The sequence below is a fragment of the Lacimicrobium alkaliphilum genome (assembly GCF_001466725.1).
GTDB classification, from domain to species: domain Bacteria; phylum Pseudomonadota; class Gammaproteobacteria; order Enterobacterales; family Alteromonadaceae; genus Lacimicrobium; species Lacimicrobium alkaliphilum_B.
The window spans coordinates 1,243,403-1,268,398 of sequence record NZ_CP013650.1; the positions used below are offsets into that span (position 1 = coordinate 1,243,403).

Below are 24,996 nucleotides of genomic sequence, written 5' to 3' on the forward strand. Positions count from 1 at the left end.
TATCAGGTATGCTCTTCACTGATACAAATACAATCACGCCCTTTCGCTTTGGCCTGGTACAAGGCTATGTCTGCACGTTCAAAACAGCTGATCATGGACTCCTGCTGTTTTAAGCAGGCAATACCAAAGCTGCAGGTAACCGCTTTGGCCACTGAAAAGCTGGTGCTGCGGATCCTTTCGGCGATGCGACTTGCCAGCACCTGAGCATCTTCAGGACAGTCTTGCTGGCTCATAATAACAAATTCTTCACCGCCCCAGCGGGCGACAATATCCTGTTCACGCACACATTGTTTCAACACAGCTGACAGCGTCTGCAGCACTTTGTCACCGGCGCTATGGCCATACTCGTCGTTTATCTCTTTAAAGTGGTCAATATCTATCAGAATAAGACTGCAGTGCTGATTCTCGTTGGTATTGCGATTGTCCGGCTGCATACGGGTATTGAAAAAATGCCGGTTGTAGAGTTTGGTCAAAGGATCATGGTTGGAAAGGAATTCCAGTTCAAGATTGGAATCCTGCAGTTCCGCTTTTAGCGCTTCCAGCTGATTACTCTTGGTTTCCAGCTTAAGACTATAGCGCCGGATCATCAGGTTCCAGGCGACCAGTATCAGGATAATAACTAAGGTGATAAGTGCCACCCGCCAGGTCAGGGTGTAGTTGTAGCTTTCAATCACCCTGACATTGTTCCATTGCTGTTGAATAGCAAGGTGGTCAGCTTCCGGTAATGACAGCAAGGCATCATTGATTACCGGCAGCAGGTTAGCATGTTTGGGAATGACCGCCATCCGCAGCTCATCCTGTGGCCAGGCCCAGCCATTTATTTTCAACTCCAGCAATGCCTGTTGTTGTACATAGGCATTGACTGAATACAGCGAGCCTACGAACACTTCTGCTCTGCCATCGGCCACAGCCATCAGGCCGTCCTTCTCACTTTCAACCTCAAGCACATCCAGGGCGGGAAAATGCCGCTGTACATATTCCAGTAGCCGGTAATCTTTAGGTATCGCCAGACGTCGCTCTCCGATGTGCTCAAGCCCTTGTAAAAAGGGTTCTTCCCTGCTGGAAACCAGTACATTAGGGGCATATAGATAGACATCGCTAAAGACTAAAAAGTCTTGTCTGTTCTCACTCTGGTTGAGCATAGGGGTGAGGTCACAGCTGCCTTCGCGCAGTAGTTGCAGGGTTTCACTCCAGGAATTTGTGGGCCTGAGTCTGAATTCCAGCCCGGTACGTTGTTTCAATCTCTGCAGATAGCCTGAAGACATGCCGATATGCTGACCTTTTTCTATGGCCTCATAGGGCAACCAGTCGGGGTCGATGCAATAGGTTAATACCGGCCAATCCGTGGCAATAACGGTATCTTTCTGGCTCTGAGCCAGACTTTGCTGAGTACAGGAAAGCAGGCCAGCAAAAAAGCAAAGCCGCATCAGCCAGTGACCTGGGTACTGCGCTGACAAGTTAAGCGCTTTCACAGCGATGCAAGCTCAAAACCGGGGATAAGGACATCAACGCACAGTTAATCTTGTCGGTATTTTTATTCAGTGTGTTACCTAAATTGCTATCAATCAAGTCTTTTGCGCTGGCACATCAATGCGCTTATAACACTTGACTGATATGTCGGGCATATTGCCGCATCAGATTAGAGCCTTTGTAGCTATCCGGTGGAAACACTAAAGGTGCAGATTGACTGAGTTTCCTGAGAGTATCCACGGCAGCTTTAGCCTCCGAAGCCGGGTCCTGTGGAATGCTGGTATACAGACACTCACCGGGAACATATTCAGGGTAAGCCAGGCGCTTGGGGGCCAGGGGAATACAGCCGGCGGCCATGGCTTCGAGCATGGCCAGGCCCTGAAAGTCATGAATGGCTGTGGACAGCACAATATCGGCCTGCTGCAACAATTGCCGGTAGTCTTGAGGGTGCTGTAAATAACCGAAATGAGCAAGCCGCTGCTTAAACTCAGTCTGGATGTACCTGAATTCTTGCGGTTGGCGCCGGAACTGTTCGCCCACCACACTTAGGGTGAACTCTCTGTCAGAGGCCTGAAGCTGCCTCAGGAACAACAGTAATCCTTGTGGGCCTTTGTCATATTCCCAGCGATGGTTCCACAGAATATGGGGGCATTGCAGATTGACCTGTCGTGGTGGGCAAAAATCATTGTCTTTAATGGCAACGGGCAGAATCGCAGACTTTTTACCGAGACTCTGAACCAGGCCCTCAGGCACCTCATCCGGCATCTTGTTCAGAAGATCCGCCACGCCAGTCATAAAGGTGTTTTTATTAAACTGGCTGTTAAAGAGTATTTTATCGGCACTGAGCCCGGCGTAGAGATTAACCATGGCCGGTTCCAGGCTGTTGTGCTGGCTGGCAGATTGAGGATAGGCGAACTGGTTTTCATGCATATATAAAATGGCGGGGAGACGTGCCAGGTTGGGATGTAAGCCTTTAATGCTGGCCAGATCGACCATGGAGGTCACGATAAGCAGATCCCAGTCTTGTTGCAACTCTGGAGCATTCAGCCAGCTCACCGGATTGCCGCGGATGCGCCAGCGAAAATACCGTGGTGGCAGGGTCAATACTGACCACTGATATTGTGGCAACCCCTGAATAAGCTGTTCCCGCCAGTGCTTGTGGCTACCGGTATCATAGGCAGAGAGTAACAAAATTCTGGGGCTGTCATCTTTCATCGGCACTATTTTGTCACAGATTGTCGGGGTTGTGGCAGTGACAGATGGACTATGGCAAACTTGCCGCATAATGCAGGGCTGCTTCTGTCCTGTGAGCATAAACGACCAATATAATAATAACTTAGGGAGATCCTCCGGTGAGTACTAATAACTGGACCAGTCGTGCGCTGGATAAGATTGAACGGGTAGGGAATAAGTTACCTGATCCGGCAGTAATATTTCTGATCAGTCTGATCATTGTTTGGGTGTTATCGGCGCTGTTGTCGGGCACCAGTTTTAGTGCCATTGATCCCAGAACCGATGCCCCGGTGGTGGTGAATAACCTGCTGACCGGCGAAAATCTGGCAGATTTTCTCTCCCGCATGGTGACCATTTTTACCAGCTTTGCGCCTTTGGGTGTAGTACTGGTGGCGATGCTGGGTGTGGGGGTGGCCGAGCATTCCGGATTTATTAATGCCGGTCTTAAGCGTATGCTCGACTCCACGCCGAAAATGTTGCTGACGCCCTCTATTATTCTGGTGGCGATTATCAGCCATACCGCCACCGATGCCGGTTATGTGCTGGTGATCCCACTGGCCGGGGTAATTTTTTATGCCATGGGGCGACATCCGCTGGCGGGGATTGCGGCGGCCTTTGCCGGCGTCAGTGGCGGCTTCAGCGCTAACTTTGTGCCCTCGGCCATAGATCCTTTGCTGCAGAGCTTTACCCAAAGCGCGGCACAAATTATCGACCCGCAAATCCAGATCAATCCACTGAATAACTGGTTCTTCACCAGTGCTTCGAGCATATTGATTATTCTGCTGGGCTGGTGGCTGACCGACAGGGTGATCGAGCCAAGATTGCAGAATACCCAGGTGGACGGCGATCCCGATGAAATCCCCAGATTTGAAGATTTGGGTAAAAAAGAAATCACTGCATTGCGGGTATCGGGGCTGACCATGTTGGTGGGTACATTGTTGTTGGTGGTGGCACTGTGGCCAGCTGATTCTCCTTTGCGAAGCCCTGATGGTGAACTGGCCTCTTTTACCGCGCCACTGATGCACAGTATTGTGCCGCTGATCTTTTTACTCTTCGTGTTACCCGGGGTGGTGTATGGCTATCTGGCCGGCACATTTACCTCCAGCAAAGATGTGATCGGAGCCATGAGTAAATCCATGGGTAGCATGAGTTACTATGTGGTGATGGCATTTTTCTGTGCCTTGTTTATCGATGCCTTTGGCAAGTCCAATCTCGGTGCCTTGCTGGCCATAGAGGGGGCGCAGTTACTCAAAACTCTGCAACTGCCGAGTATGGTAACCATTGTGGGGCTGGTTTTTCTGACGGCATTTGTGAACTTGTTTGTGGGCTCGGCATCGGCGAAGTGGGCGCTGCTCGGACCTATTTTTGTACCCATGCTGATGCAGTTGAATATCTCGCCGGATCTGACTCAGGCCGCCTACCGTGTGGGGGATTCCTCGTCGAATATTATCACCCCGCTGATGCCCTATTTCCCACTGGTGGTAGTTTACTGTCAGCGTTATGTAAAAGGTACGGGTATCGGCACCCTGTTGTCACTGATGCTGCCGTTTTCAGTTTGCTTTATTCTGGCCTGGAGCGCATTTTTGCTGATTTATTGGGCTCTGGGTATTCCTCTTGGACTGCAGTCAAGCTATGTGTACCCGGCTCCCTGAATCCGTCAGTGAAGGGGGCTGGCGATGAGCCGGGCCCCGGATATCACCGGGCCCTTGCATGATATTCTGAGGGAGTATCCGCAGGGCCTGAGTGAGCATCAACTGATAACCCGGCTCAAACAGCCGCAAGTAGGCATACTCAGTGCCCGTCTTAACCTCGCCGATCCCTTGTGTTTATTTCAGACCCATTTTTATGTGTTTCATCAGCTTTATCAGTTACGTAATCAACTGCGCGAGCAACAGCAGGGGGATATGACAATCTCTGCCACTTCGGTTTGCCTGTTGCCTTTTACTCCTGGAGAGAAGGCGCTGGGCGAATCAGATTCGCTGGCAGCCTATTATCTGGACTGGAATAACTTTGATAATACCGGCAAGGAGGATGTTAACGCCTTACTGAATGATTTCTGGCAACGAATGGCCGGGCAGGTGCCCGACGATGAGCGACGCCAGGCGCTGGCTGCGCTGGATTTACCTGAAGATGCCAGCGCGCAGCAAATACGCCGCCAGTACCGTGTTCTTATCCACCGACATCATCCTGATAAGGGCGGCGATACCGATGTGACCCGCAAGCTTAACGCCGCCTATCGGAAACTGCTCTGATATCGGTGGCGCTGATCGTGGTTCAACAGGGTGAGGTTATGGGGCTGTAAGTGACTTTCAGATAACAATGCTTGCCAACGCAGTCGAGTAATGTTAAAAAGTCAATCCCTTTAAAGAATATTGCACCGAAATGAAAGTAAAGAAAACGTTACGGAGCTTACTTAAAACGTCCCGATACTGCTGATCTTTTCGGCCGGTTTTCTCAACCGGTGTCATACTTTCTATTGTCGCTCTTTATCTCACTATCTATTTACAACAGGTTTTATTCCTATGTTAAAAGACGCCATTAATAATGTTCACGTATCCGGTGAACAGGTCATTATTACGCCCGACGCACTGGCAAAAGAACTGCCGGTCAGCCAGTCGGCGCTTGATATTATTCAGCAGTCCAGGGCTACCATTGCCGATATTATTCACCGCCGTGATCACCGCTTGCTGGTGGTCAGCGGTCCCTGCTCAATTCATGATATCGACGCAGCGAAGGAATATGCCCTTAAACTTAAAGAGCTGCACGAAGAAACCAAAGACAGTCTGTATATTGTGATGCGGGTTTACTTTGAAAAGCCGAGGACCACCGTTGGCTGGAAAGGGCTGATCAATGATCCTCATCTGGATGGCAGTTTTGATATCGAGACCGGTCTGCGTAAGGCCAGGGAACTGCTGATCTGGTTGTCTGAGCTGCAGTTGCCGGTCGCCACCGAAGCCCTGGATCCCATCAGCCCCCAGTATCTGTCTGAGCTGTTCGCCTGGGCTGCTATTGGTGCCAGAACCTCTGAGTCACAAACTCACAGAGAAATGGCCAGTGGCTTGTCTATGCCCGTAGGTTTTAAAAACGGTACCGACGGCAGTCTGGATATCCCCATCAACGCACTGAAATCCGCGGCTTCCGGGCACAGTTTTATGGGCATCAATAAGCAGGGCCAGGTCAGCATGATCCAGACCCAGGGCAACCCTGACGGGCATATTATTCTGCGCGGTGGCAAGCAGCCTAATTATGACTCCGTATGTGTAGCCGAATGCGAAGAGCAACTGCAAAAAGCCAACCTCAGTGCCGGCCTGGTGGTGGATTGCAGCCATGCGAACTCGAATAAGGATTATCGCCGCCAGCCTCTGGTAGCAGCGAATGTGATGAACCAGATCCTCGAAGGTAACCAGTCCATTATCGGCATTATGCTGGAGAGTCATCTTAACGAAGGCAATCAGAGCAGTGATGGTAAGCGACTGCAAGATCTGCAGTATGGGGTGTCTATCACCGATGCCTGCATTGACTGGCAGAATACCGCACAGTTACTGAAAAAAATTCGTGACAAGCTGATCACCGTATTGCCTATGCGGATGAAGAAAATGGAGCAGGCGGTGTAACCATGAGCATGGACTCCGATCCACTGGCGCATTTGCGCCAGCAAATCGATGCACTGGACAGTGAACTGGTAGCACTGCTTGGCAAGCGCCTGGCGGTAACCAAACAGGTAGGGGAAATAAAAAGCCGCATTGGGCTGCCTATCTATGTGCCTGTCCGGGAAGCACAGCTGTTGCAAAAACGACGGGCCGAAGCAGAGGCGCTCGGCCTGTCACCGGATCTGATTGAGGACTTGCTCAGACGCATCATGCGTGAGTCATACCAGACCCAGCATGTACGTTATCAGTGCACTAAGCCGGATCTGGGCAAAGTGGTGGTTGTCGGTGGCGATGGTGCGCTGGGGTCAGTGTTTGTGGAGATGTTTGAGCGCAGTGGCTATCAGGTTGAAATACTGGAAAAAGAAGACTGGCACAGGGCACAGGATATTTTGTCAGATGCCGGGCTGGTAATGATTTCGGTCCCCATGAAGCTCACAGAACAGATCATTGCAGGCCTGCCTGAGTTGCCAGAGGATTGTCTGCTGGTGGATATTACCAGCACAAAAACCGGTCCACTGGAAGCCATGTTAGAGGCGCACAAAGGGCCAGTATTGGGGCTGCACCCTATGTTCGGGCCTGATGTGTCAAGTCTGGTGAAACAGGTGGTGGTGGTTTGCAATGGCCGCATGCCGGAGCGTTATCAGTGGCTGTTGGAGCAAATGCAGAGCTGGGGCGCCATTCTTAACGAGTCCACCGCCAAAGAGCACGACGATGCCATGGCCTTTATTCAGGTGATGCGTCATTTCTGCTCTTTTGTGTATGGTGCTCACCTGGCCGGAGAAAATCCACCGCTGGAGCAACTGATTCAGTTCAGTTCACCTATTTACCGGCTGGAGCTGGCGATGGTAGGGCGGTTATTCGCGCAGTCACCGGACTTGTATGCCGATATTATTTTTAATAACAAGGACAGTGTGGCGCTGTTACGGCGTTTTCAGCAGCGCTTTAATGCTGCCCTCGAAGTACTGGAGTCCGGTGATAAAGGTGCTTTTATCAAAGAGTTTTTTCACATCGGTCAGTGGTTTGGCGACTTTGCCAAAAAGAGCCTGGTGGAAAGTAAAAAGCTGCTGCTGAAGGCGGATGATGACCGGGCCTGATTATTCGATGGTGTAACAGTGGCAAGCCAAAGAGGCACAGGGCCTCTTTGGTTTTTTAATATCCTGCTTAGTCTTTATCTGCCTGTGACTGATTGTAGTTTTCAATGCCCAGTTGCTCTATCAGCAATAACTGGGTTTCCAGCCAGTCCACCTGCTCTTCTTCCTTGTCCAGTGCACAGGCCAGCAAATCGCGGCTGACGTAATCCTGGATTGACTCGGCGTATTCGATAGCTTTGCGTAACCGGGTTATGGCGCTGTGCTCAATATTCATATCGCATTTGAGCATTTCTGCGGGGTCCTCACCGATATGCAGTTTGCCCAGATCCTGCAGGTTGGGCATGCCATCGAGGAACAAAATCCGTTCCATCAGATCATCCGCCAGCTTCATTTCGCGGATCGAGTGCTGGTACTCTTTGTCAGCCAGCTTGTTAAGCCCCCAGTTTTTAAAGATACGGGAGTGCAGGAAATATTGATTGATAGCAATCAGTTGATCGCCCAACACCTTGTTAAGGTGCTTGATCAGTTCTTTGTTACCTTTCATTGTTTTACCCTGAATATTACCAGCTGGTATGAATTGTCAGGGTAAGTATAGAGAAGTCTGAAGCGGCTGTCTTGAGTGATCCAAAAAGGAAGGTGTCTGGAGTCTGTTTATGGTGCTGCAGGTTTTCAGCAAACCTCTTTAAACAGGGATTCGTCTACAATGGTGTTGTCGATAACCTGCTGTGCCAGTTGCACACATTTGCCGCACTGACTGCCCACACCGAGCTGTTTGCGCAGTTCACGCATATTGCCAATTCCCTCTTTACGGGCGGCGTCAGCAATCTGTTTATCGGTGATACCGTGGCACAGGCACACAAACATAAATCATTCTCCTTTGTCAGTGCTAATGATAATAATTGTTATTTGATGAATTGGCAATGTCGTTGTCGCTTTTTTATCTGTTGCAGGGTAATTTTCTGTTCCGATCAGGACTTTTTCTGTTTTTGGCTAAACTTCTCCCTTGGAATTATCCTGTTCGCCCACACCTAAGAGAATTGATTATTTAACTATGTTGGCAGAGGGTGCTCTGCCAACGGTTTTTACCAACAAAAGATGGAGAAAATGATGAGTGTACTAGTTGGTCGTCCCGCCCCTGACTTTACTGCTGCCGCTGTACTGGGCAATGGTGAAATCGTTGAAAACTTTAACCTGAAAGAAAATATCAAAGGGAAGAAAGCGGTCATTTTCTTCTATCCGCTGGACTTTACCTTTGTTTGTCCTTCTGAACTGATCGCTTTTGACAAACGCTATGACGAGTTTAAAAAGCGTGGCGTCGAGGTGATTGGTGTGTCTATTGACTCACATTTCAGCCACAACGCGTGGCGTAACACTGCTGTTAATGACGGTGGTATTGGCGCAGTGAAATACCCGTTGGTTGCAGATATCAAGCATGAAATCTGCCAGTCCTATGATGTGGAGCATCCTGAAGCCGGTGTTGCCCTGCGTGGTTCATTCCTGATTGATGAAGAGGGTGTGGTCCGTCATCAGGTGGTGAATGATCTGCCACTGGGCCGCAACGTTGACGAAATGCTGCGTATGGTGGATGCGCTGAATTTCCATGAAGAGCACGGTGAAGTCTGCCCCGCAGGTTGGCAGGAAGGTAAAGACGGTATGCAGGCAAGCCCAGAAGGTGTTGCTAAATACCTGTCTGAGCACAGCACTGAACTTTAAGCTGTAACATTGACAAAGCCGCGATAGTTCTCGCGGCTTTTTTTTACCTCTTTGTTGTGGGATTAGCCCGGACAGACTTGAATTTGTGCCCTGTGGGCCCATATCCTAGCGGTGCTTCCCAATTCTTTGATCATGTAAGGAATCCTATGATCTCAGTAACCAATCTTGTTAAAACCTTTGGCAACTTTAAGGCCGTTGACAGCCTCTCTTTTGAAGTCAGGGCCGGTGACGTGGTCGGTTTTCTGGGGCCCAATGGGGCCGGTAAATCCACCACCATGAAAATGCTTACCGGTTTTCTTCCCCCCACCTCGGGGGAAATTCGAATCAGTGATATGGCGATGGATCAGTCCAGTAAGACAATTCAGAAGCAGATAGGCTACCTGCCGGAAGGCGCACCGGCCTATGGGGATATGACGGTGTCAGAGTTTCTCAGTTTTATTGCTGATATCAGGGGGCTCAGAGGCCAGAAGAAAAAAGATCGTATGCATGAGGTGATTGCTCAGGTACAGCTTGATGAGGTGCTCAGACGCCCAGTGGAAAACTTGTCGAAAGGCTTCAAGCGCAGGGTAGGGCTGGCTCAGGCCATTATTCATGATCCGGATATTCTGATCCTGGATGAGCCCACTGACGGGCTTGATCCCAATCAGAAACATCAGGTTCGTGAGTTGATCAAAAATTTCTCCAAAGACAAGATTGTCATTATTTCCACCCATATTCTTGAAGAAGTCACCGCGGTATGTAACCGCGCCATGATCATCGCTGCCGGTAAGATGCTGTTTGATGCCAGCCCCGCTGATCTGCAGAAAAAATCCCGTTATTACCAGGCCATCAGTCTGCATTTTACTCAGCTTACGGATATTTCAGGGCTTGCAGAGCTGCCGGGTGTAGAGGATATGGAAGTGGATCGACACAATGGTCGGGTCACCCTGTTTCCCGAAGGACAACAGGATCTGATGCCTGCGGTCTCAGCCTATATCCGCGATCGCGGCCTGCAGGTAGATACCCTTTACCAGGAGCAGGGCAGACTGGATGATGTGTTCAGACAAATGACAGAAGAGGTAAATGCATAATGGCCAATGTCATCACCTTATTTCGCCGGGAGTTTTCGAGCTTTTTCGCCACACCGGTAGCCTATGTTTTTATTCTTATCTTTCTGATGTTAAGCGGCGTATTCAGCTTCTACATTGGTAATTTGTACGAACGGGGCCAGGCAGATCTGTTGCCCTTTTTTAACTTTCATCCCTGGCTGTACTTGTTTCTGGTGCCCGCCATCGCTATGCGTAGCTGGTCAGAAGAACGAAAAAGCGGCACCATTGAACTGTTGATGACACTGCCGGTGAGTATCTTCGAAATCATGCTGGGTAAGTTTCTCGCCGCCTGGGCCGTCTTAGGCCTGGCACTGCTACTGACTTTTCCATTGTGGCTGACGGTCAATTATCTGGGCAACCCTGATAATGGCATCATCATTGCCGCATACCTGGGAAGCTGGCTGATGGCCGGAGCGTTTCTGGCCATCGGTATCTGTATGTCGGCGCTGACAAAAAGTCAGGTGGTGGCCTTTATTCTGGCCGTGGTGGTGTGTTTTGTGTTTGTCTTAAGTGGCAGCAGCATTGTGCTGGATGCCTTTACCGGCTGGTTATCGCCACTGCTGCTGGATACCCTGGCCTCCTTCAGTTTCCTTACCCATTTTGAGTCTATGGCCAAGGGGGTTATCGCACTGGATGATGTTGGCTATTTTGTCATCGTTATCGGTATCTGGTTGTATGCAGGCTTGCTTGCAGTTGAACAGAAAAAAGCGGAGTAAGACAGGATGATCAATAAGCTTTCTTCTTTACTGGCGGCGGTATTATTGTTGCTGGTTTTCTTTGTTCTGGTATTACTGAATAACCAATTGCTGAGCGGCTTGAGGGCAGACCTGACCGAAGATAAGGTGTACTCCTTGTCCGCCGGCAGTAAACAGATTCTGCAAGAGCTGGATGAACCGGTACATTTGTATTTTTTCTATTCCGATAAGGCCTCCAAAGGCATGACCAGTCTGCGCAATTATGCCAACAGGGTAGAGAGTCTGCTGGAGGAATATCGCAGTCTGGCTGATGGCAAGCTAATTCTGCACAAGATTGATCCTGAGCCGTTTTCCGAAGCCGAAGATCAGGCCAACCAGTTTGGTCTTACCGCAGCGTCTGTTGGTGTGGGCGGGGATGCTGTTTACCTGGGCCTGGCCGCTCGCAATGCCTATGATGACGAGAAGATTATCCCCTTCTTTGATCCACAAAAAGAGAGCACTCTGGAGTATGAACTGAGTAAGTTGCTATATCAGCTCAGCGATCCACAGCCGGTTAAGGTAACCCTGGTGACGGATTTGTCGGTGCAGGGAGGACAAAATCCCATGACAGGGCGTTTCGACCCGCCCTGGACCAGTTTTACCCAGTTACAGCAGTTGTATGAAGTAGAAACCCTTGGCAGTGATGCCGCCGGGCTGCCCACTGATACTAATGTGCTGGTGTTGGTACATCCGCAGAATCTGAGCGAATCTATGCTGTTCAGCATCGACCAGTATCTGATTAAGGGTGGCAAAGCACTGATCTTCCTCGATCCACATCATGAATCAGATCCGATGGCCGCGATGGGTGGTGCCAATGGCTCTGAACTGACTCTGATGCTCGATGCCTGGGGGGTTGAGTTTTCCACTGATCAGGTGGTACTGGATGCTGCTGCCGGCCTGGAGATACGCACACAAACGGGTACAACGCGCCACCTGGGATTTCTGGGACTGGATAAGAGCCTGTTGGACGAAAGTGATGTGATCACCCGTGATCTGGACATGATTAACGGGGCTTCCTTTGGTTATTTTAGCCGTCAGGGCAACACCGGGCCCGACTGGCAGCCCCTGTTGCACTCATCTGAGTCTGCAGCGGTCACTGACAGCAGTGCTTATGCCATGGTTCGTGATGTCAGTCAGCTCGACGGTGATTTTGACCAGGCTGCCAGACGCACTCTGGCAGTACGGCTGTCGGGCTCTGCGTCATCGGCATTTGAATCTGTGCCGGAGGGGGTGGATAACGCCGGGTATCAGCAGCAAACTCAGGCACTAAACGTGATTCTGGTGGGGGATACCGATCTGCTCACCGATCGCTTCTGGGTCAGTCAGTCTAACTTTTTTGGTCAGACCATCTATACCCCTTTTGCTAATAACGGTGATTTTCTTACCAATGCGGTAGAGAACCTCAGTGGCAGTGAGGCATTGATCAGTATCCGCAGTCGTGGCACCTTTTCACGGCCATTCGAGGTGGTCAATGCGTTAACCGTTAAGGCAGAAAAGTCCTTCCGCGAACAGGAAAAGCGCCTGCAGCAGCAACTGGATGAAACAGAAAGCCAGCTGGCGCAATTGCAGGAGCAAGGGGGAGAATCCGGTGCGCTGGTATTATCTCAGCAGCAACAACAGATGCTGGAGGAGTTTATGCAACAGAAAATAGACATCCGTAAAGCCCTGCGGGATGTTCGCCATCAACTGGACAAGGATATCGAGCAATTGGGTACCCTACTGAAATTTATCAATATTGCTCTGGCGCCCATAGTGCTTGTGTTGCTGCTTGGCGGGCTGTTCCGCCTGTTACGGGCTTCCAAAGGGAGGAGCCTGTAATGCAGAAACATTTATTGTCATTGTTTTTGATTTGTCTGCTGGGTGTGCTGGCAGGCTATCTGTTACTTCAGCGTGAGTCGCAAAATCCGGAGTTACAGAGCGGGCCTTTTATTCCGCAATTGCAACAAGCCAGCGATGCCGTAAATGAAATTACTGTGGTCACCACCAACGGTGAACGGATTGAGGCGGTGCTGGAAGATGATTTGTGGCGCATGAGCAGCCACGGACATTACCCGGTTGATAAGCAAAAGCTGGCTGCATTGATTCAGGATGTCATCAATGCCCGCAAGCTTCAGCCTAAAACCAGCCGAGAAGCGCAGTTATATCGCCTGGGGCTGGCAGAATCTGAACAGGGCCAACCGGCTGAACTGAGCATAAGATCGAATCAGGATAGCTGGAACATCATCGTGGGCAATAAACCCTCTGCTGGCCTGGGGCATTATCTGCGTTTTGCCGATAGCTCTCAGGCCTGGCTGGTAGATCAGAGTTTGTCGCTGCCAGTCAGTGCCCGGGACTGGATGCGTCAGCCGATTCTGGATGTGAGTATGGATGAGGTTGTCAGTGTCAGCCGACAGGATAGCGTCAGTTGGGATATTAACCGCGATTCGCCGGATACAGACTTTCAGTTGCAGCCTATGAGTGAAGAACAGCAACTCAGTTATACTGGCGTGCTGGACAGTTATGTCAGCAATATTCTTAACCTCAGTTTTGAACAGCTGGTGGATGCGGACGCAGCATTCTGGGATAGTCTGACGCCGGTGGCTGAATTCAGCATAGTACTCAGAGACGGACGCCAGATTACACTGGAAATGGCGAAGGAAGAAGACACTCACTACGCCGTCTATTCGGTAAATTCCGGATCGCCCTATTGGCAGAACTGGTTCTATCAAATCTCCGGCTTTTCTGCCGGGCAATTGCTTAAATCGGCACAGGATTTTGTCGCAGACGATGAACCGCCGAAGCAAAAACTGCCGGTTAATGCCGGGGCTGAATAGCCAGTGGTTTAGCCTGAGCGTGGGCGAGGTGCTGCAGAACTACTGACGCTTGCAGTCATTCAGTTTTTGTTGCAGCACCTGGCTGCCTAGCTCCCTGGCTTTGGCGATATTACGCAGGGGAATATTCTGCGGCTGCCGGTAGTTTGCCAGGGCCTCTTCGATTCCACTTTCCCTGAGTAGATGCAAAATGGGAAAGGGCGCGCGATTGGTATAATTGGAGGGGTCATCGGCAGCTTCACCGTCAAACTGATATTGCGGATGGAAGCTGGCAAGCTGAAAATCACCCCGGTAACCCTGCCGGTCAAGAAAGTCATCTGCCCGTTCAACTAACTCAAGATAATGATAAAAATCCCCGAATCCCTGCGCCACAATTAACAGGCTGGTGACCACATCTTGGTTAGCGCGCAGATGTTCAAGCTCCGTTTCAAGCGACTGAAGCACGGCTTTGATTTTACGCTGATAACAAACTGAATAACGGGTATGAACAAGCTCCTGTCTGGCGAACGGGCAGAAGTTCAGCCCGATCACCATAGTTTCGACCCAGTGCTTAACCGGTTGGATAAATTGGTCGTCCTGATCCACGTTTCGGTCTCAGCTGTGAAAATTAACGTAGGCTTCCAGAGTGTTTTCAATCAGGCTGGCAACGGTCATAGGGCCGACGCCACCCGGTACCGGCGTGATCCAGCCTGCTCTTGCGGATGCAGCCTCAAATGCCACATCACCAACCAGAGTGCCGTCATCCTGGCGGTTGATGCCCACATCGATGACTGTCGCACCTGTTTTAATCCATTCGCCGGGGATAAACTCCGGTTTACCTACGGCCACCACCAGCAAGTCTGCCCGTTGCACATGAGACTCTAAATCACGGGTAAACTTGTGGCACACCGTGGTGGTACAACCTGCCAGCAATAACTCCAGTGACATCGGCCGCCCGACAATATTGGAGGCACCCACAATCACGGCATCCAGTCCTTTAACCGGGCGCCGGGTGGATTCGATCATTTTCATAATACCCTTGGGTGTACAGGGACGAAGAGAAGGAATCCTTTGCGCTAACCGACCGATATTATAGGGGTGAAAACCATCCACATCTTTACTCGGATGAATACGTTCCAGTATAGCCTCGGCATTGAGTCCGGCGGGTAATGGTAATTGAACCAGAATACCGTCAACCTCTTTATCGGCGTTGAGGTCGTCGATCAGATCAAGCAACTCCTGTTCTGTGGTGCGTGCCGGCAGATCATAAGAGCGGGAGACAAACCCGACTTCCTCACAGGCATTGCGCTTGCTGCCCACATAAACCTGAGAGGCCGCGTCACTGCCTACCAGTATAACGGCCAACCCCGGTGCTCTTTTACCGGCATCTTTAATGGCTTTAACCTGACTGGCGACTTTCTGACGAACTTGCTGGGCGATAAGTTTTCCATTAATAAGCTGTGCTGACATGATGATAATGATCTGGCTTTTGGAGATTGATAAGTTAATCAGTATTGTCCCATGAACCCTGCAGCAGGGCAATTTTTCGGCCTATGACAAGCAGTGGTATCAGGTGGTCAGTATGATCGGATAATATTGACTGGTATCTGCTGTTGTCTCCCTCTTTGATTCGTTAAAATGGCGTTTAATTCACCCATGCGCTGGAAAAATAGGCATACGCACCAGGGTAGATGAAAAAGTGTTTGACGCTCTCATACCAAGCCGGTAATATTCGCGCCCCGTAGCAGACACGAAGTTGCTGCGAGCAAGAATCGGTGAGTAGCGCAGCTTGGTAGCGCACTTGTTTTGGGTACAAGGGGTCGCAGGTTCAAATCCTGTCTCACCGACCATTTCTTGCTTCGGGTTCGAAAAGCGCCCGTAGCTCAGCTGGATAGAGCAACGGCCTTCTAAGCCGTGGGTCGCAGGTTCGAATCCTGCCGGGCGCGCCAGCGAACCGGTCGCCAAATTCGACAAATCCGGATTTGGAAGCCAAGATGGAAAGCCCGATGGCGCAAACAATGGATGTGTTAGTCTGTATCAGCCGAACAACATTAGTCGGCAAGCATCTACTCAGTGGTGGGCGTAGCTCAGTTGGTAGAGCCCCGGATTGTGATTCCGGTTGTCGTGGGTTCAAGTCCCATCGTCCACCCCATTCCCTGCTTATTTTTTGAATAGTTTCTCCCCCTTACCGGATTTGTCATTAACAGCCTGCATCTGAGCTCGTTTTTCGCTGGAATTAGTTGGGTTGTACCGGTATAATGCTGCGTCTTTTTATCAGGCCCTGAATCATCCATCATCAATTGGCCGTCGCCGAAACATCGCGATATGGCGGCACAAGGGCTGTGGGGTGATATTACACAAAGCCGAACAGGCAAAGTTGAGGTAGAAGAATGCAAGTTTCAGTTGAGACGACTCAAGGTTTAGAACGCCGTCTTACCATTACTGTACCGGCTGAAAAAGTCGATACAGCCGTGAAATCACGTTTACAACAATTAGCTAAAACCCAACGTATCAACGGTTTCCGTCCCGGTAAAGTGCCTGTGACCGTGATTAAGAAGCGTTTTGGCCAGGCGGTCAGGCAGGAAGTGGCTGGTGAGGTCATGCAGCGCAACTTCTATGAAGCCGTAGTGCAGGAGAAGTTGAATCCAGCCGGCATGCCAGCTTTTGAGTTAAAAAAAGACAGCGACGGCGAAGATCTGCAGTTCGTTGCGTCCTTTGAAATCTATCCGGAAGTTGAAATCAAAGATCTGGATAAAATCAAGGTAGAAAAGCCGGTTGTTGAGATTACCGATAAAGATCTCGATAACATGATGGATACCCTGCGTAAGCAGCACGCTAACTGGAAAGAAGGTAAGCGCAAGGCCAAGAAAGATGATCGCGTGACCATCGATTTTGTTGGCACCATTGACGGTGAAGAGTTTGAAGGTGGTAAAGCCGAAGACTTCCAGCTGGAGCTGGGTAAAGGCAGCATGATTCCGGGCTTTGAAGATCCTATCGTCGGTCATAAGCCGGGTGAAGAAGTGGTTGCTGATGTGACCTTCCCGGAAGATTATCATGCCGAAAAACTGAAAGGCAAAGAGGCTCAGTTTAAGATCACCATCAAAAAAGTTGAAGGTCTTGACCTGCCTAAAGTTGACGACGAATTTGCCAAGCTCTTCGGTGTAGAAGAGGGCGGTGTAGACGCATTGCGTGACGAAGTGCGTAAAAATATGCAGCGTGAACTGGAGCAGACTCTGAAGAATCAGGTTAAAGAGCAGGTGATTAATGGTCTGGTAGAGAGTAACCAGATTGACCTGCCTAAGGCGCTGGTAGAGCAGGAAATTAATCAGTTACGTCAGCAGGCGCTGCAGCGTTTCGGTAATCAGCAGCAGGGTAATATGCCTGAACTGCCTGCCGAATTGTTTGAAGAGAATGCACGCCGCAGGGTATCTGTAGGTTTGTTGCTCGGTGAAGTGATCAAACAGAAAGAGCTGAAGGTCGATGAAGGCAAGGTTCAGTCTCTGATTGAGACCACCGCGTCAGCTTACGAAGACCCACAGGAAGTGATTAATTACTACAAGAGTAATAAAGAACTGATGCAGCAGATGCAGAATCTGGCCCTTGAAGAGCAGGCAGTAGAAAGTCTGCTTGCCGATGCTAAGGTCAAGGAAGTGAAAAAGAAATTTGACGACATAATGAACAAGCAAGCCTGATTTCGTTCTTGCTCGTTGACTTAGTCTGTCAGCACCTGATTAAATGCCCGGTAAGTACCGGGCATTTTTTATTTCTGCAGGGATGAAATTCAAGCCGCAAACACAGGATGTGCTCAGGCGGTAATTTGTGAGACGTTAATGATGATGGAAAAGTCTTTAGAACCTATGAACTCCCTCGTTCCCATGGTGGTTGAGCAAACTTCCAAAGGGGAACGCTCCTACGATATATTCTCGCGACTGCTGAAAGAGCGGGTAATCTTTATGGTTGGCCAGGTGGAAGACCATATGGCAAACCTGATCGTGGCGCAGATGTTGTTCCTTGAGTCTGAGAATCCGGACAAAGATATCTTTTTGTATATCAATTCTCCTGGTGGTTCGGTTACAGCTGGTATGGCCATCTATGATACGATGAACTTTATTAAGCCGGATATCAGCACCGTATGTGTTGGTCAGGCGGCCAGCATGGGGGCATTTCTCCTGTCTGGCGGTGCTAAAGGCAAGCGCTATTGTCTGCCAAACTCCAGAGTGATGATCCATCAGCCACTGGGTGGTTTTCAGGGCCAGGCATCGGATTTTGAAATTCATGCCAAGGAAATCCTGTCTGTAAAAGAGAAGCTCAACCGTTTGTTGTCTGAACATACCGGTCAGGATTATGAGACAGTTGCCCGGGATACCGACAGAGACAATTTCCTGAGCGCTACATCGGCTAAAGAATATGGTCTGGTGGACGAGGTGTTGAACAGCAGACTGGATGCCCACAAACAAAAGTAAGTCCGGCGAGAGCGTGTTGACCTTTGCTGTATATTTTTGCAACGCGTTGTGCGGTATTTATACAATGAAGCGCAAGTGTGGTGTAGTTGTTCTACATGAATGAGTGCTGAAGCAGTAGAAATGCCGCACAAACGTTGCCCAAAGGGTTCGTCCTAAACGCTTTTTACTCATTGTTGCTTATTTTTGACTTAATCCATTAGGCCTGCAAATAAGCGCCGCGATTAAAAAGCGTTTAGTTGGAACAAAATTCATACAGAAAAGGTCAACACGCTCTAATCCAAATGGATTATTTGGCCGATAGAGATGAATAGATGTAAGCTTAGGTAGTGATTTATGCCTGAGTCTGACAGAGGTAAAATATAAATGAGCGATAATCAGAGCGGGGAAGGTGACAACAAACTCTTGTACTGTTCCTTCTGCGGCAAGAGTCAGCACGAAGTCCGCAAGTTGATTGCCGGACCATCGGTGTTTATCTGCGACGAATGTGTGGAATTGTGTAATGACATCATTCGCGAAGAGATCAAAGAAATCGCACCGAAGAAGAAGCAGAGTGCGCTGCCAAAACCGAGCGAGATCCACAAGCACCTCGATGACTATGTTATTGGCCAGGAGCATGCCAAGAAGGTTCTGTCAGTGGCGGTGTACAATCACTATAAGCGGTTACGCAATGGTGACGTACACGAAGGTGTCGAGCTGGGTAAGAGTAATATTCTGCTCATCGGTCCTACCGGTAGCGGTAAAACCCTGCTGGCCGAGACCCTTGCCCGTTTTCTGGATGTGCCCTTCACTATGGCCGATGCCACAACACTGACCGAGGCCGGTTATGTGGGTGAAGATGTTGAGAACATCATTCAGAAGCTGTTGCAAAAGTGCGATTACGACGTTGAAAAAGCCCAGCGTGGCATCGTCTATATTGATGAAATCGACAAAATATCGCGCAAATCTGATAACCCCTCGATCACCCGGGATGTATCCGGAGAAGGGGTACAGCAGGCGCTGCTCAAGCTGATTGAAGGAACCATTGCCTCTGTGCCGCCACAGGGGGGCAGAAAGCATCCTCAGCAGGAATTCCTGCAGGTGGATACGTCCAAAATTCTGTTTGTTTGTGGTGGTGCTTTTGCCGGACTGGATAAAGTCATTGAACAACGGGCACAAACCGGAACCAGTATTGGTTTTGGCGCTGAGGTGCGAAGCAAATCGGATATGATGGGCCTGAGTAAATTGTTCCAGCAGGTTGAACCTGAAGATCTGGTCAAATATGGTCTGATCCCAGAGTTTATCGGTCGTTTGCCGGTTGTGGCGACGCTTGAAGAACTCAATGAAGATGCGCTGATTCAGATTCTGCGTGAACCGAAAAATGCCCTGACCAAGCAATATGCAGCCTTATTCTCTATGGAAAATGCTGAGCTGGAGTTCCGCGAAGATGCTCTGCACGCCATCGCGGTGAAGGCCATGGAGCGTAAGACCGGTGCCCGTGGATTGCGCTCAATTGTTGAAGGCGTGTTGCTGGAAACCATGTATGACCTGCCTTCGATGGATGATGTCAGCAAGGTGGTGATTGATGAGTCTGTGATTCGTGGTGAGTCCAAACCTATACTCATCTATGACAATGCCAAAGAGAAAAAAGCGGCGTCAGAATAACACCCGCGAAAGGGCCCAAAGGGCCCTTTTTTATGCTCAGGGATGATAATTCAGTGGTACGGGCTGATGCCCTATTGTGTATCAGTGATTGAACTTTCTGCCTCCATCCCCATATTATTAGCCAACAGAAATTGTAAAGAGATTCCTTATGACGAGTGAGCGGACCGAAGTGGTCGAAATGCCGGTATTGGCACTACGTGATGTGGTGGTCTATCCGCATATGGTTATTCCCTTGTTTGTCGGGCGCGAGAAATCTATTCAGTGCCTTGATGCCGCTATGGACAAAGACAAACAGATTTTTCTGGTGGCCCAGAAGGATGCGGGTGTGGATGAACCCGAAACCGACGATATTTATCGTGTAGGAACTATCGCTACTATTCTGCAACTTCTGAAATTACCCGATGGCACGGTGAAAGTGTTGGTGGAAGGTAATGTGAGGGGCGAGATTCAGACCTACTTACAGGAGCAGGAATACTTTGTTGCGGAAGTACTGAGAAAGGTCGACGAGCCTATTGATGAAGCCGAGCAGGAAGTGATGATTCGCTCAGCCACCTCACAGTTCGAAGGTTATGTAAAGCTGAACAAGAAAATTCCTCCGGAAGTACTGACCTCGTTGAATGGTATTGAGGATGCGGCGAGGCTGGCTGACACTATGGCTGCTCACATGCCGCTTAAACTTTCTGAAAAACAGAAAGTGTTGGAAATGGACCAGGTGGGCGAGCGTCTGGAATATCTGATGGCGCTGATGGAAAGTGAGATTGATCTGCTACAGGTGGAGAAAAAGATCCGCACCCGGGTTAAGAAGCAGATGGAGAAGAGCCAGCGCGAGTACTATCTGAATGAGCAGATGAAGGCTATCCAGAAAGAACTGGGGGAGCTTGACGATGCGCCGGATGAATTTGAAACCCTGAGTAAAAAGATTGAAGACGCCAGGATGCCGGCGGATGCCAAACAGAAGGCGACTGCTGAACTACAGAAGCTGAAGATGATGTCGCCCATGTCAGCCGAAGCCACGGTCGTTCGCAGCTATATAGACTGGCTGGTGACCGTTCCGTGGTTCAAACGCAGCAAGGTGAAGAAGGATCTCGCTAACGCGGAAAAGATTCTGGACGCAGACCACTATGGTCTGGAGCGGGTAAAAGAGCGCATTATCGAATATCTGGCGGTGCAACAACGGGTCAGAAAGCTCAAAGGACCGATACTCTGTCTGGTCGGGCCGCCAGGGGTGGGTAAGACCTCCTTGGGCCAGTCCATCGCCAAGGCTACCGGCCGCAAATACGTGCGTATGGCTTTGGGTGGCGTCAGAGATGAAGCGGAAATCCGCGGGCACAGACGTACTTATATCGGTTCACTGCCAGGCAAACTGGTGCAGAAAATGGCCAAAGTCGGGGTCAAGAATCCGCTGTTTTTGCTGGATGAGATCGACAAGATGTCATCAGATATGCGGGGAGACCCGGCTTCAGCCTTGTTGGAGGTGCTGGATCCGGAACAGAACAGTACCTTCAGTGACCATTACCTGGAGGTGGACTATGACCTGTCTGATGTGATGTTTGTGGCCACATCTAACAGCATGAACATTCCGGGCCCGCTGCTCGACCGTATGGAAGTTATTCGCCTGTCCGGTTATACCGAAGATGAAAAACTCAATATTGCCAAAGGTCACCTGATCGAGAAACAGATGGGCCGTAACGGCCTCAAAAAAGGTGAATTGATGATAGAAGAGTCGGCTATCATCGGTATTATTCGCTACTACACCCGCGAAGCAGGGGTGCGCAGTCTGGAGCGCGAAATTTCTAAGATCTGCCGTAAGGCGGTGAAGAATATTTTGCTGGATAAGTCTGTCAAGAAAGTGGTGGTGTCTGCCAAGAACCTGTCTGACTATCTCGGCGTGCAGCGTTTTGACTACGGCAAGGCAGATAAGAATAATCAGATAGGGCAAGTCACCGGGCTGGCCTGGACTCAGGTAGGTGGAGACCTGCTGACCATAGAGACTGCAGCCGTGCCGGGTAAGGGGAAAACGACCTTCACCGGATCCCTCGGTGATGTGATGCAGGAGTCGATTCAGACAGCCATGACAGTGGTCAGGAGCCGAGCAGGTAAACTGGGTATCAACAAAGATTTCCACGAGAAGCGGGATATCCATGTGCATGTTCCCGAAGGGGCTACGCCAAAAGACGGCCCCAGTGCTGGTATCGCCATGTGTACAGCGCTGGTATCAACCCTGACCGGTAATCCTGTCAAGTGTGATGTGGCCATGACCGGTGAGATTACTCTTCGTGGTGAAGTGCTTGCCATTGGCGGCCTCAAAGAGAAGTTACTGGCTGCTCACCGTGGTGGTATCAAGACGGTGGTTATTCCCAAAGAAAACGAGCGGGATCTGAAGGAGATTCCGGACAACGTCAAACAGGACCTCGACATTCATCCCGTACAGTGGATTGACGAGGTTTTAGTCCTGGCGCTGGCCAATAATCCTGAAGGATTCGAGCCCGTAGAGCCTGAAGAGCAGGAAAAGTAGCAAATTTGCAGATTTTTTCGTGGTCAGGGCTTCCTTACAGGAAAAGTTGTGGTAGCCTTGAACAGGAAGTGGCTTGAAGCCCTGTCACAAAAGGGATGTAAGCCATTCTCAATAACTAAAAATATCTAAGTCTTAGCTTGAAGTTAATATTCAGGCTTGTTATAACAAATTCGCAACAAGTATGCGGAACAGATAAATAATAACAAATGAAGGGGATGATATTGTGAATAAGTCTCAACTAATCGATAAGATCGCTGCCGGCGCTGATATTTCAAAAGCCGCTGCAGGTCGTTCGTTAGACGCATTGACCGATGCAGTTACTGAAGCGTTGAAAAACGGTGATCAAGTTGCTTTGGTTGGTTTTGGTACTTTCTCTGTACGTGAACGTGCTGCCCGTAGCGGCCGCAATCCACAAACAGGTGCAACTATCCAGATAGCCGCGGCCAAAGTGCCTTCTTTCAAAGCTGGTAAAGCGCTGAAAGACGCCTGTAACTAAGCACAAAACGTGTTTAAAAAAAGCGATGAGTTGTCTCATCGCTTTTTTTATGTCCAGGGGCTGTGTATGGACTGTGATGTCCAGTGAGTACGGCTTTGTTGTTTTCCCCGACAATACGGTATAATCACCGCCATTTTCAGTCTGCCGTCAGGCTAAACCGGAGTTAAAAGACCAAGATGTTAGAAAGAATCAGAGAGGGCTCTCAGGGGCTGGGTGCCAAAATTATTCTCGGGCTGGTGATCATCACCTTCGCTTTGGCTGGCGTTGGCAGTTATCTCAATGCGACCAGTGATCAGCCTGTCGCTACCGTTAATGGTGACGAAATAGGCCAATCAAGCCTCGAGCGAGCCTACCAGAATGAGCGAGCCAGGATGGAGCAGCAGTATGGTGATGCGTTCACCGATATGATGGCAGACTCAGAATATATGCGTAGTTTCAGACGCAATCTGTTGGATCGTCTGATTGCTGACAAGTTAGTAGAGCAGGCGGCTGAAGAGTTGGGACTGAGAGTCAGTGATCAGCAAGTAAAGCAGGCTATTCTGGATACGCCCAGCTTTCAGATAGCGGGCGTGTTTAATAACGACAGATATCAGGCTATATTGCGCCAGAATGCTCTGCAGCCAAAGGACTTTCGCGATACTCTGCGACGGGACCTGACCCGTCAGCAGGTGGTTACAGCGGTTTTAGGGTCCGAATTCAGCCTGGATAGCGAATCGCAACAGGCGTACAGATTACAGCAGCAAACACGGGATCTTGGCTACCTGTCGATACCAGCCAGTGCCTTCGGGCAGGAAGTGGACGTGTCTGACGAGGAGATTAACGCATTTTATCAGGCTAATATCGCCAGTTTCGATACTCAGGAGAAAGTCTCCCTGCGTTATGTAGAGCTTGAGGTTGAGGACTTATTGTCCGACGCGGAAGTGAGCGAGACTGAACTGGAGGAATACTATCAACTGAATGCTGAACAGTATCGCAGTGAAGAAGAGCGCCGGGCTTCCCATATACTTCTTGAAGTGGATGATGACAATGCCGAAGAGCAAATGGCACTGGCTCAGGAGCTTCGTCAGCGACTACAGGATGGTGAAGATTTTGCGGCACTGGCAGAAGAATATTCTGACGATACTTTCAGTGCCGAAAACGGTGGTGATCTTGATTGGTTTGGTCGTGAGGTTATGGATCCGGATTTCGAGGAGGCGACCTTTGCGTTGCAGCAGGAAGGAGATATCAGCGAGCCGGTAACCACAGAATTCGGTATTCATCTTATTAAGCTCACCGGCATCAAGCCCGAGCAAGTGCAGAGCCTGGAAGAGCTGCGCGATGAAATCACTGCACAGGTAAAACGGGATAAAGCGGTAGCTGAGTTCTATGATCTGCATGAACAAATCGCCAGGGTGGCTTTTGAGATGCCCGATAATCTCGACGAAGTGGCGCAGTTGGCGGGTCAGCCGGTGCAGTCTACGTCTCTGTTTTCCCGCACAGATGCGCCCGAACTGTTTTCCTCCAATCAGATGATGAACGCAGCATTTTCCGCTGAGTTGATCGAAGACAGGGTTAACAGTGACGTGATTGACGTCTCTTCCGAGCATCTGGTGGTTATGCGCGTTGGTGAGCATCAGCCACAACGAACCCGCGCGCTGGATGAGGTTGAGCCCATGATCTACGAACAATTGCAGGCCCAGAAGGCGCAGCAGGCTGCCCGCGACTGGGCTAAAGAGATACTCGGTGATTATCAATCCGGTGAAACCGATGCTGCAGAAGAAAAGCTTGCTCAGATGTCATTGAGCTGGGAAGAGTATGAAGCACAGATGCGTTATGGTGCGTCCTTGCCTCCGGCGGTGATAGAAGAGGCGTTCAGGCTGTCTGCACAGCAGAATGACAATATGGCCGTGGTGAATACTAACGATGGTAACGTAGCCCTTGTCAGAGTCGATCAGATTCACACTGCTGATGATGCCGAGCCGGCAATGCTTGGACAGTTGTCTGAACAATTATCTGAGGGTCGCGGCCAGAGGGTATATATGGATTTCATTGAAGCGCTGAAAGAAGACGCAGATATTGAGGTGTATGCCGTGCAACCGGAACCGGCTCAGTATTAATCCTGTAGATATGGATT

At 50.0% G+C, this 24,996-nt stretch carries 21 protein-coding genes and 3 tRNA genes; 18 read left to right on the top strand and 6 right to left on the bottom strand.

Annotated features, from left to right (window positions below):
- Positions 1-2 precede the first annotated feature (2 nt).
- Positions 3-1,427 carry a diguanylate cyclase gene (locus AT746_RS05620; protein ID WP_062477632.1) on the bottom strand — a complete coding sequence of 475 codons (1,425 nt, stop codon included), beginning with the start codon at positions 1,425-1,427 and terminating at the stop codon, positions 3-5.
- Between the two features lie 169 nt (positions 1,428-1,596).
- Entirely contained in the window at positions 1,597-2,685 is a 1,089-nt protein-coding gene (locus AT746_RS05625; RefSeq protein WP_062477635.1) for a tRNA-queuosine alpha-mannosyltransferase domain-containing protein, read from the bottom strand.
- A gap of 137 nt (positions 2,686-2,822) precedes the next feature.
- Here AT746_RS05625 and AT746_RS05630 point away from each other — a divergent pair, with 137 nt between their 5' ends.
- The 4 genes from AT746_RS05630 to tyrA all read left to right on the top strand — a co-directional run bounded on the left by AT746_RS05630 (position 2,823) and on the right by tyrA (position 7,447).
- On the top strand, positions 2,823-4,355 hold the full coding sequence (locus AT746_RS05630; protein ID WP_062477637.1) for an AbgT family transporter: 1,533 nt from the start codon (positions 2,823-2,825) through the stop codon (positions 4,353-4,355).
- 24 nt (positions 4,356-4,379) lie between these two features.
- Positions 4,380-4,955 (top strand): DNA-J related domain-containing protein, encoded by a 576-nt coding sequence (locus AT746_RS05635; RefSeq protein WP_062477640.1) that lies wholly within the window; start codon positions 4,380-4,382, stop codon positions 4,953-4,955.
- Positions 4,956-5,225: 270 nt separating this feature from the next.
- On the top strand, positions 5,226-6,317 hold the full coding sequence (locus AT746_RS05640) for a 3-deoxy-7-phosphoheptulonate synthase (protein WP_062477643.1): 1,092 nt from the start codon (positions 5,226-5,228) through the stop codon (positions 6,315-6,317).
- 2 nt (positions 6,318-6,319) lie between these two features.
- Entirely contained in the window at positions 6,320-7,447 is a 1,128-nt protein-coding gene (tyrA, locus tag AT746_RS05645; protein WP_420480304.1) for a bifunctional chorismate mutase/prephenate dehydrogenase, read from the top strand.
- A 67-nt stretch (positions 7,448-7,514) separates the two neighbouring features.
- Here tyrA and bfr read toward each other — a convergent pair whose 3' ends face one another.
- The gene (gene bfr, locus AT746_RS05650) at positions 7,515-7,988 is read right to left on the bottom strand and encodes a bacterioferritin (protein ID WP_062477646.1); all 474 of its coding nucleotides are present in this window, start codon (positions 7,986-7,988) and stop codon (positions 7,515-7,517) included.
- A gap of 125 nt (positions 7,989-8,113) precedes the next feature.
- Positions 8,114-8,308 carry a bacterioferritin-associated ferredoxin gene (locus AT746_RS05655; RefSeq protein ID WP_062477649.1) on the bottom strand — a complete coding sequence of 65 codons (195 nt, stop codon included), beginning with the start codon at positions 8,306-8,308 and terminating at the stop codon, positions 8,114-8,116.
- A gap of 243 nt (positions 8,309-8,551) precedes the next feature.
- Here AT746_RS05655 and AT746_RS05660 point away from each other — a divergent pair, with 243 nt between their 5' ends.
- The 5 genes from AT746_RS05660 (at position 8,552) to AT746_RS05680 (ending at position 13,792) form a co-directional block, all read left to right on the top strand.
- Positions 8,552-9,157: a peroxiredoxin gene (locus AT746_RS05660; protein WP_062477652.1), complete on the top strand. Its 606-nt coding sequence runs from the start codon at positions 8,552-8,554 to the stop codon at positions 9,155-9,157.
- A gap of 146 nt (positions 9,158-9,303) precedes the next feature.
- Complete coding sequence (locus AT746_RS05665) at positions 9,304-10,227, top strand: ABC transporter ATP-binding protein (protein WP_062477655.1); 924 nt, start codon at positions 9,304-9,306, stop codon at positions 10,225-10,227.
- Positions 10,227-10,961: an ABC transporter permease subunit gene (locus AT746_RS05670; RefSeq protein WP_062477658.1), complete on the top strand. Its 735-nt coding sequence runs from the start codon at positions 10,227-10,229 to the stop codon at positions 10,959-10,961. The genes AT746_RS05665 and AT746_RS05670 overlap by 1 nt, the downstream gene beginning before the upstream one ends.
- 6 nt (positions 10,962-10,967) lie before the next feature.
- Entirely contained in the window at positions 10,968-12,797 is a 1,830-nt protein-coding gene (locus AT746_RS05675) for a GldG family protein (protein ID WP_062477661.1), read from the top strand.
- Entirely contained in the window at positions 12,797-13,792 is a 996-nt protein-coding gene (locus tag AT746_RS05680) for a DUF4340 domain-containing protein (protein WP_062477664.1), read from the top strand. The genes AT746_RS05675 and AT746_RS05680 overlap by 1 nt, the downstream gene beginning before the upstream one ends.
- A 39-nt stretch (positions 13,793-13,831) precedes the next feature.
- Here AT746_RS05680 and AT746_RS05685 read toward each other — a convergent pair whose 3' ends face one another.
- On the bottom strand, positions 13,832-14,374 hold the full coding sequence (locus tag AT746_RS05685; protein WP_231731021.1) for a DUF1415 domain-containing protein: 543 nt from the start codon (positions 14,372-14,374) through the stop codon (positions 13,832-13,834).
- Between the two features lie 9 nt (positions 14,375-14,383).
- Positions 14,384-15,238, bottom strand: coding sequence for a bifunctional methylenetetrahydrofolate dehydrogenase/methenyltetrahydrofolate cyclohydrolase FolD (gene folD / locus AT746_RS05690; RefSeq protein ID WP_062477667.1), 855 nt, complete (start codon positions 15,236-15,238; stop codon positions 14,384-14,386).
- Positions 15,239-15,541: 303 nt separating this feature from the next.
- On the opposite strand from folD, the gene AT746_RS05695 reads away from it, so the two are divergent.
- The 9 genes from AT746_RS05695 (at position 15,542) to AT746_RS05735 (ending at position 24,979) form a co-directional block, all read left to right on the top strand.
- Positions 15,542-15,618, top strand: a tRNA-Pro gene (locus AT746_RS05695).
- A gap of 22 nt (positions 15,619-15,640) precedes the next feature.
- Positions 15,641-15,717, top strand: a tRNA-Arg gene (locus tag AT746_RS05700).
- 127 nt (positions 15,718-15,844) lie between these two features.
- Positions 15,845-15,920 (top strand) — tRNA-His (locus AT746_RS05705).
- A gap of 238 nt (positions 15,921-16,158) precedes the next feature.
- Positions 16,159-17,460, top strand: coding sequence for a trigger factor (gene tig / locus AT746_RS05710; protein ID WP_062477669.1), 1,302 nt, complete (start codon positions 16,159-16,161; stop codon positions 17,458-17,460).
- 144 nt (positions 17,461-17,604) lie between these two features.
- Positions 17,605-18,231, top strand: a complete 627-nt coding sequence (clpP, locus tag AT746_RS05715) for an ATP-dependent Clp endopeptidase proteolytic subunit ClpP (protein ID WP_420480305.1) — start codon at positions 17,605-17,607, stop codon at positions 18,229-18,231.
- A 363-nt stretch (positions 18,232-18,594) separates the two neighbouring features.
- Complete coding sequence (clpX, locus tag AT746_RS05720; RefSeq protein ID WP_062477672.1) at positions 18,595-19,872, top strand: ATP-dependent protease ATP-binding subunit ClpX; 1,278 nt, start codon at positions 18,595-18,597, stop codon at positions 19,870-19,872.
- Positions 19,873-20,020: 148 nt separating this feature from the next.
- Entirely contained in the window at positions 20,021-22,387 is a 2,367-nt protein-coding gene (gene lon / locus AT746_RS05725) for an endopeptidase La (RefSeq protein WP_062477674.1), read from the top strand.
- Between the two features lie 223 nt (positions 22,388-22,610).
- Positions 22,611-22,883 carry a nucleoid-associated protein HU-beta gene (gene hupB / locus AT746_RS05730; protein ID WP_062477677.1) on the top strand — a complete coding sequence of 91 codons (273 nt, stop codon included), beginning with the start codon at positions 22,611-22,613 and terminating at the stop codon, positions 22,881-22,883.
- A gap of 176 nt (positions 22,884-23,059) precedes the next feature.
- Positions 23,060-24,979: a SurA N-terminal domain-containing protein gene (locus tag AT746_RS05735; protein WP_062477680.1), complete on the top strand. Its 1,920-nt coding sequence runs from the start codon at positions 23,060-23,062 to the stop codon at positions 24,977-24,979.
- Positions 24,980-24,996 lie beyond the last annotated feature (17 nt).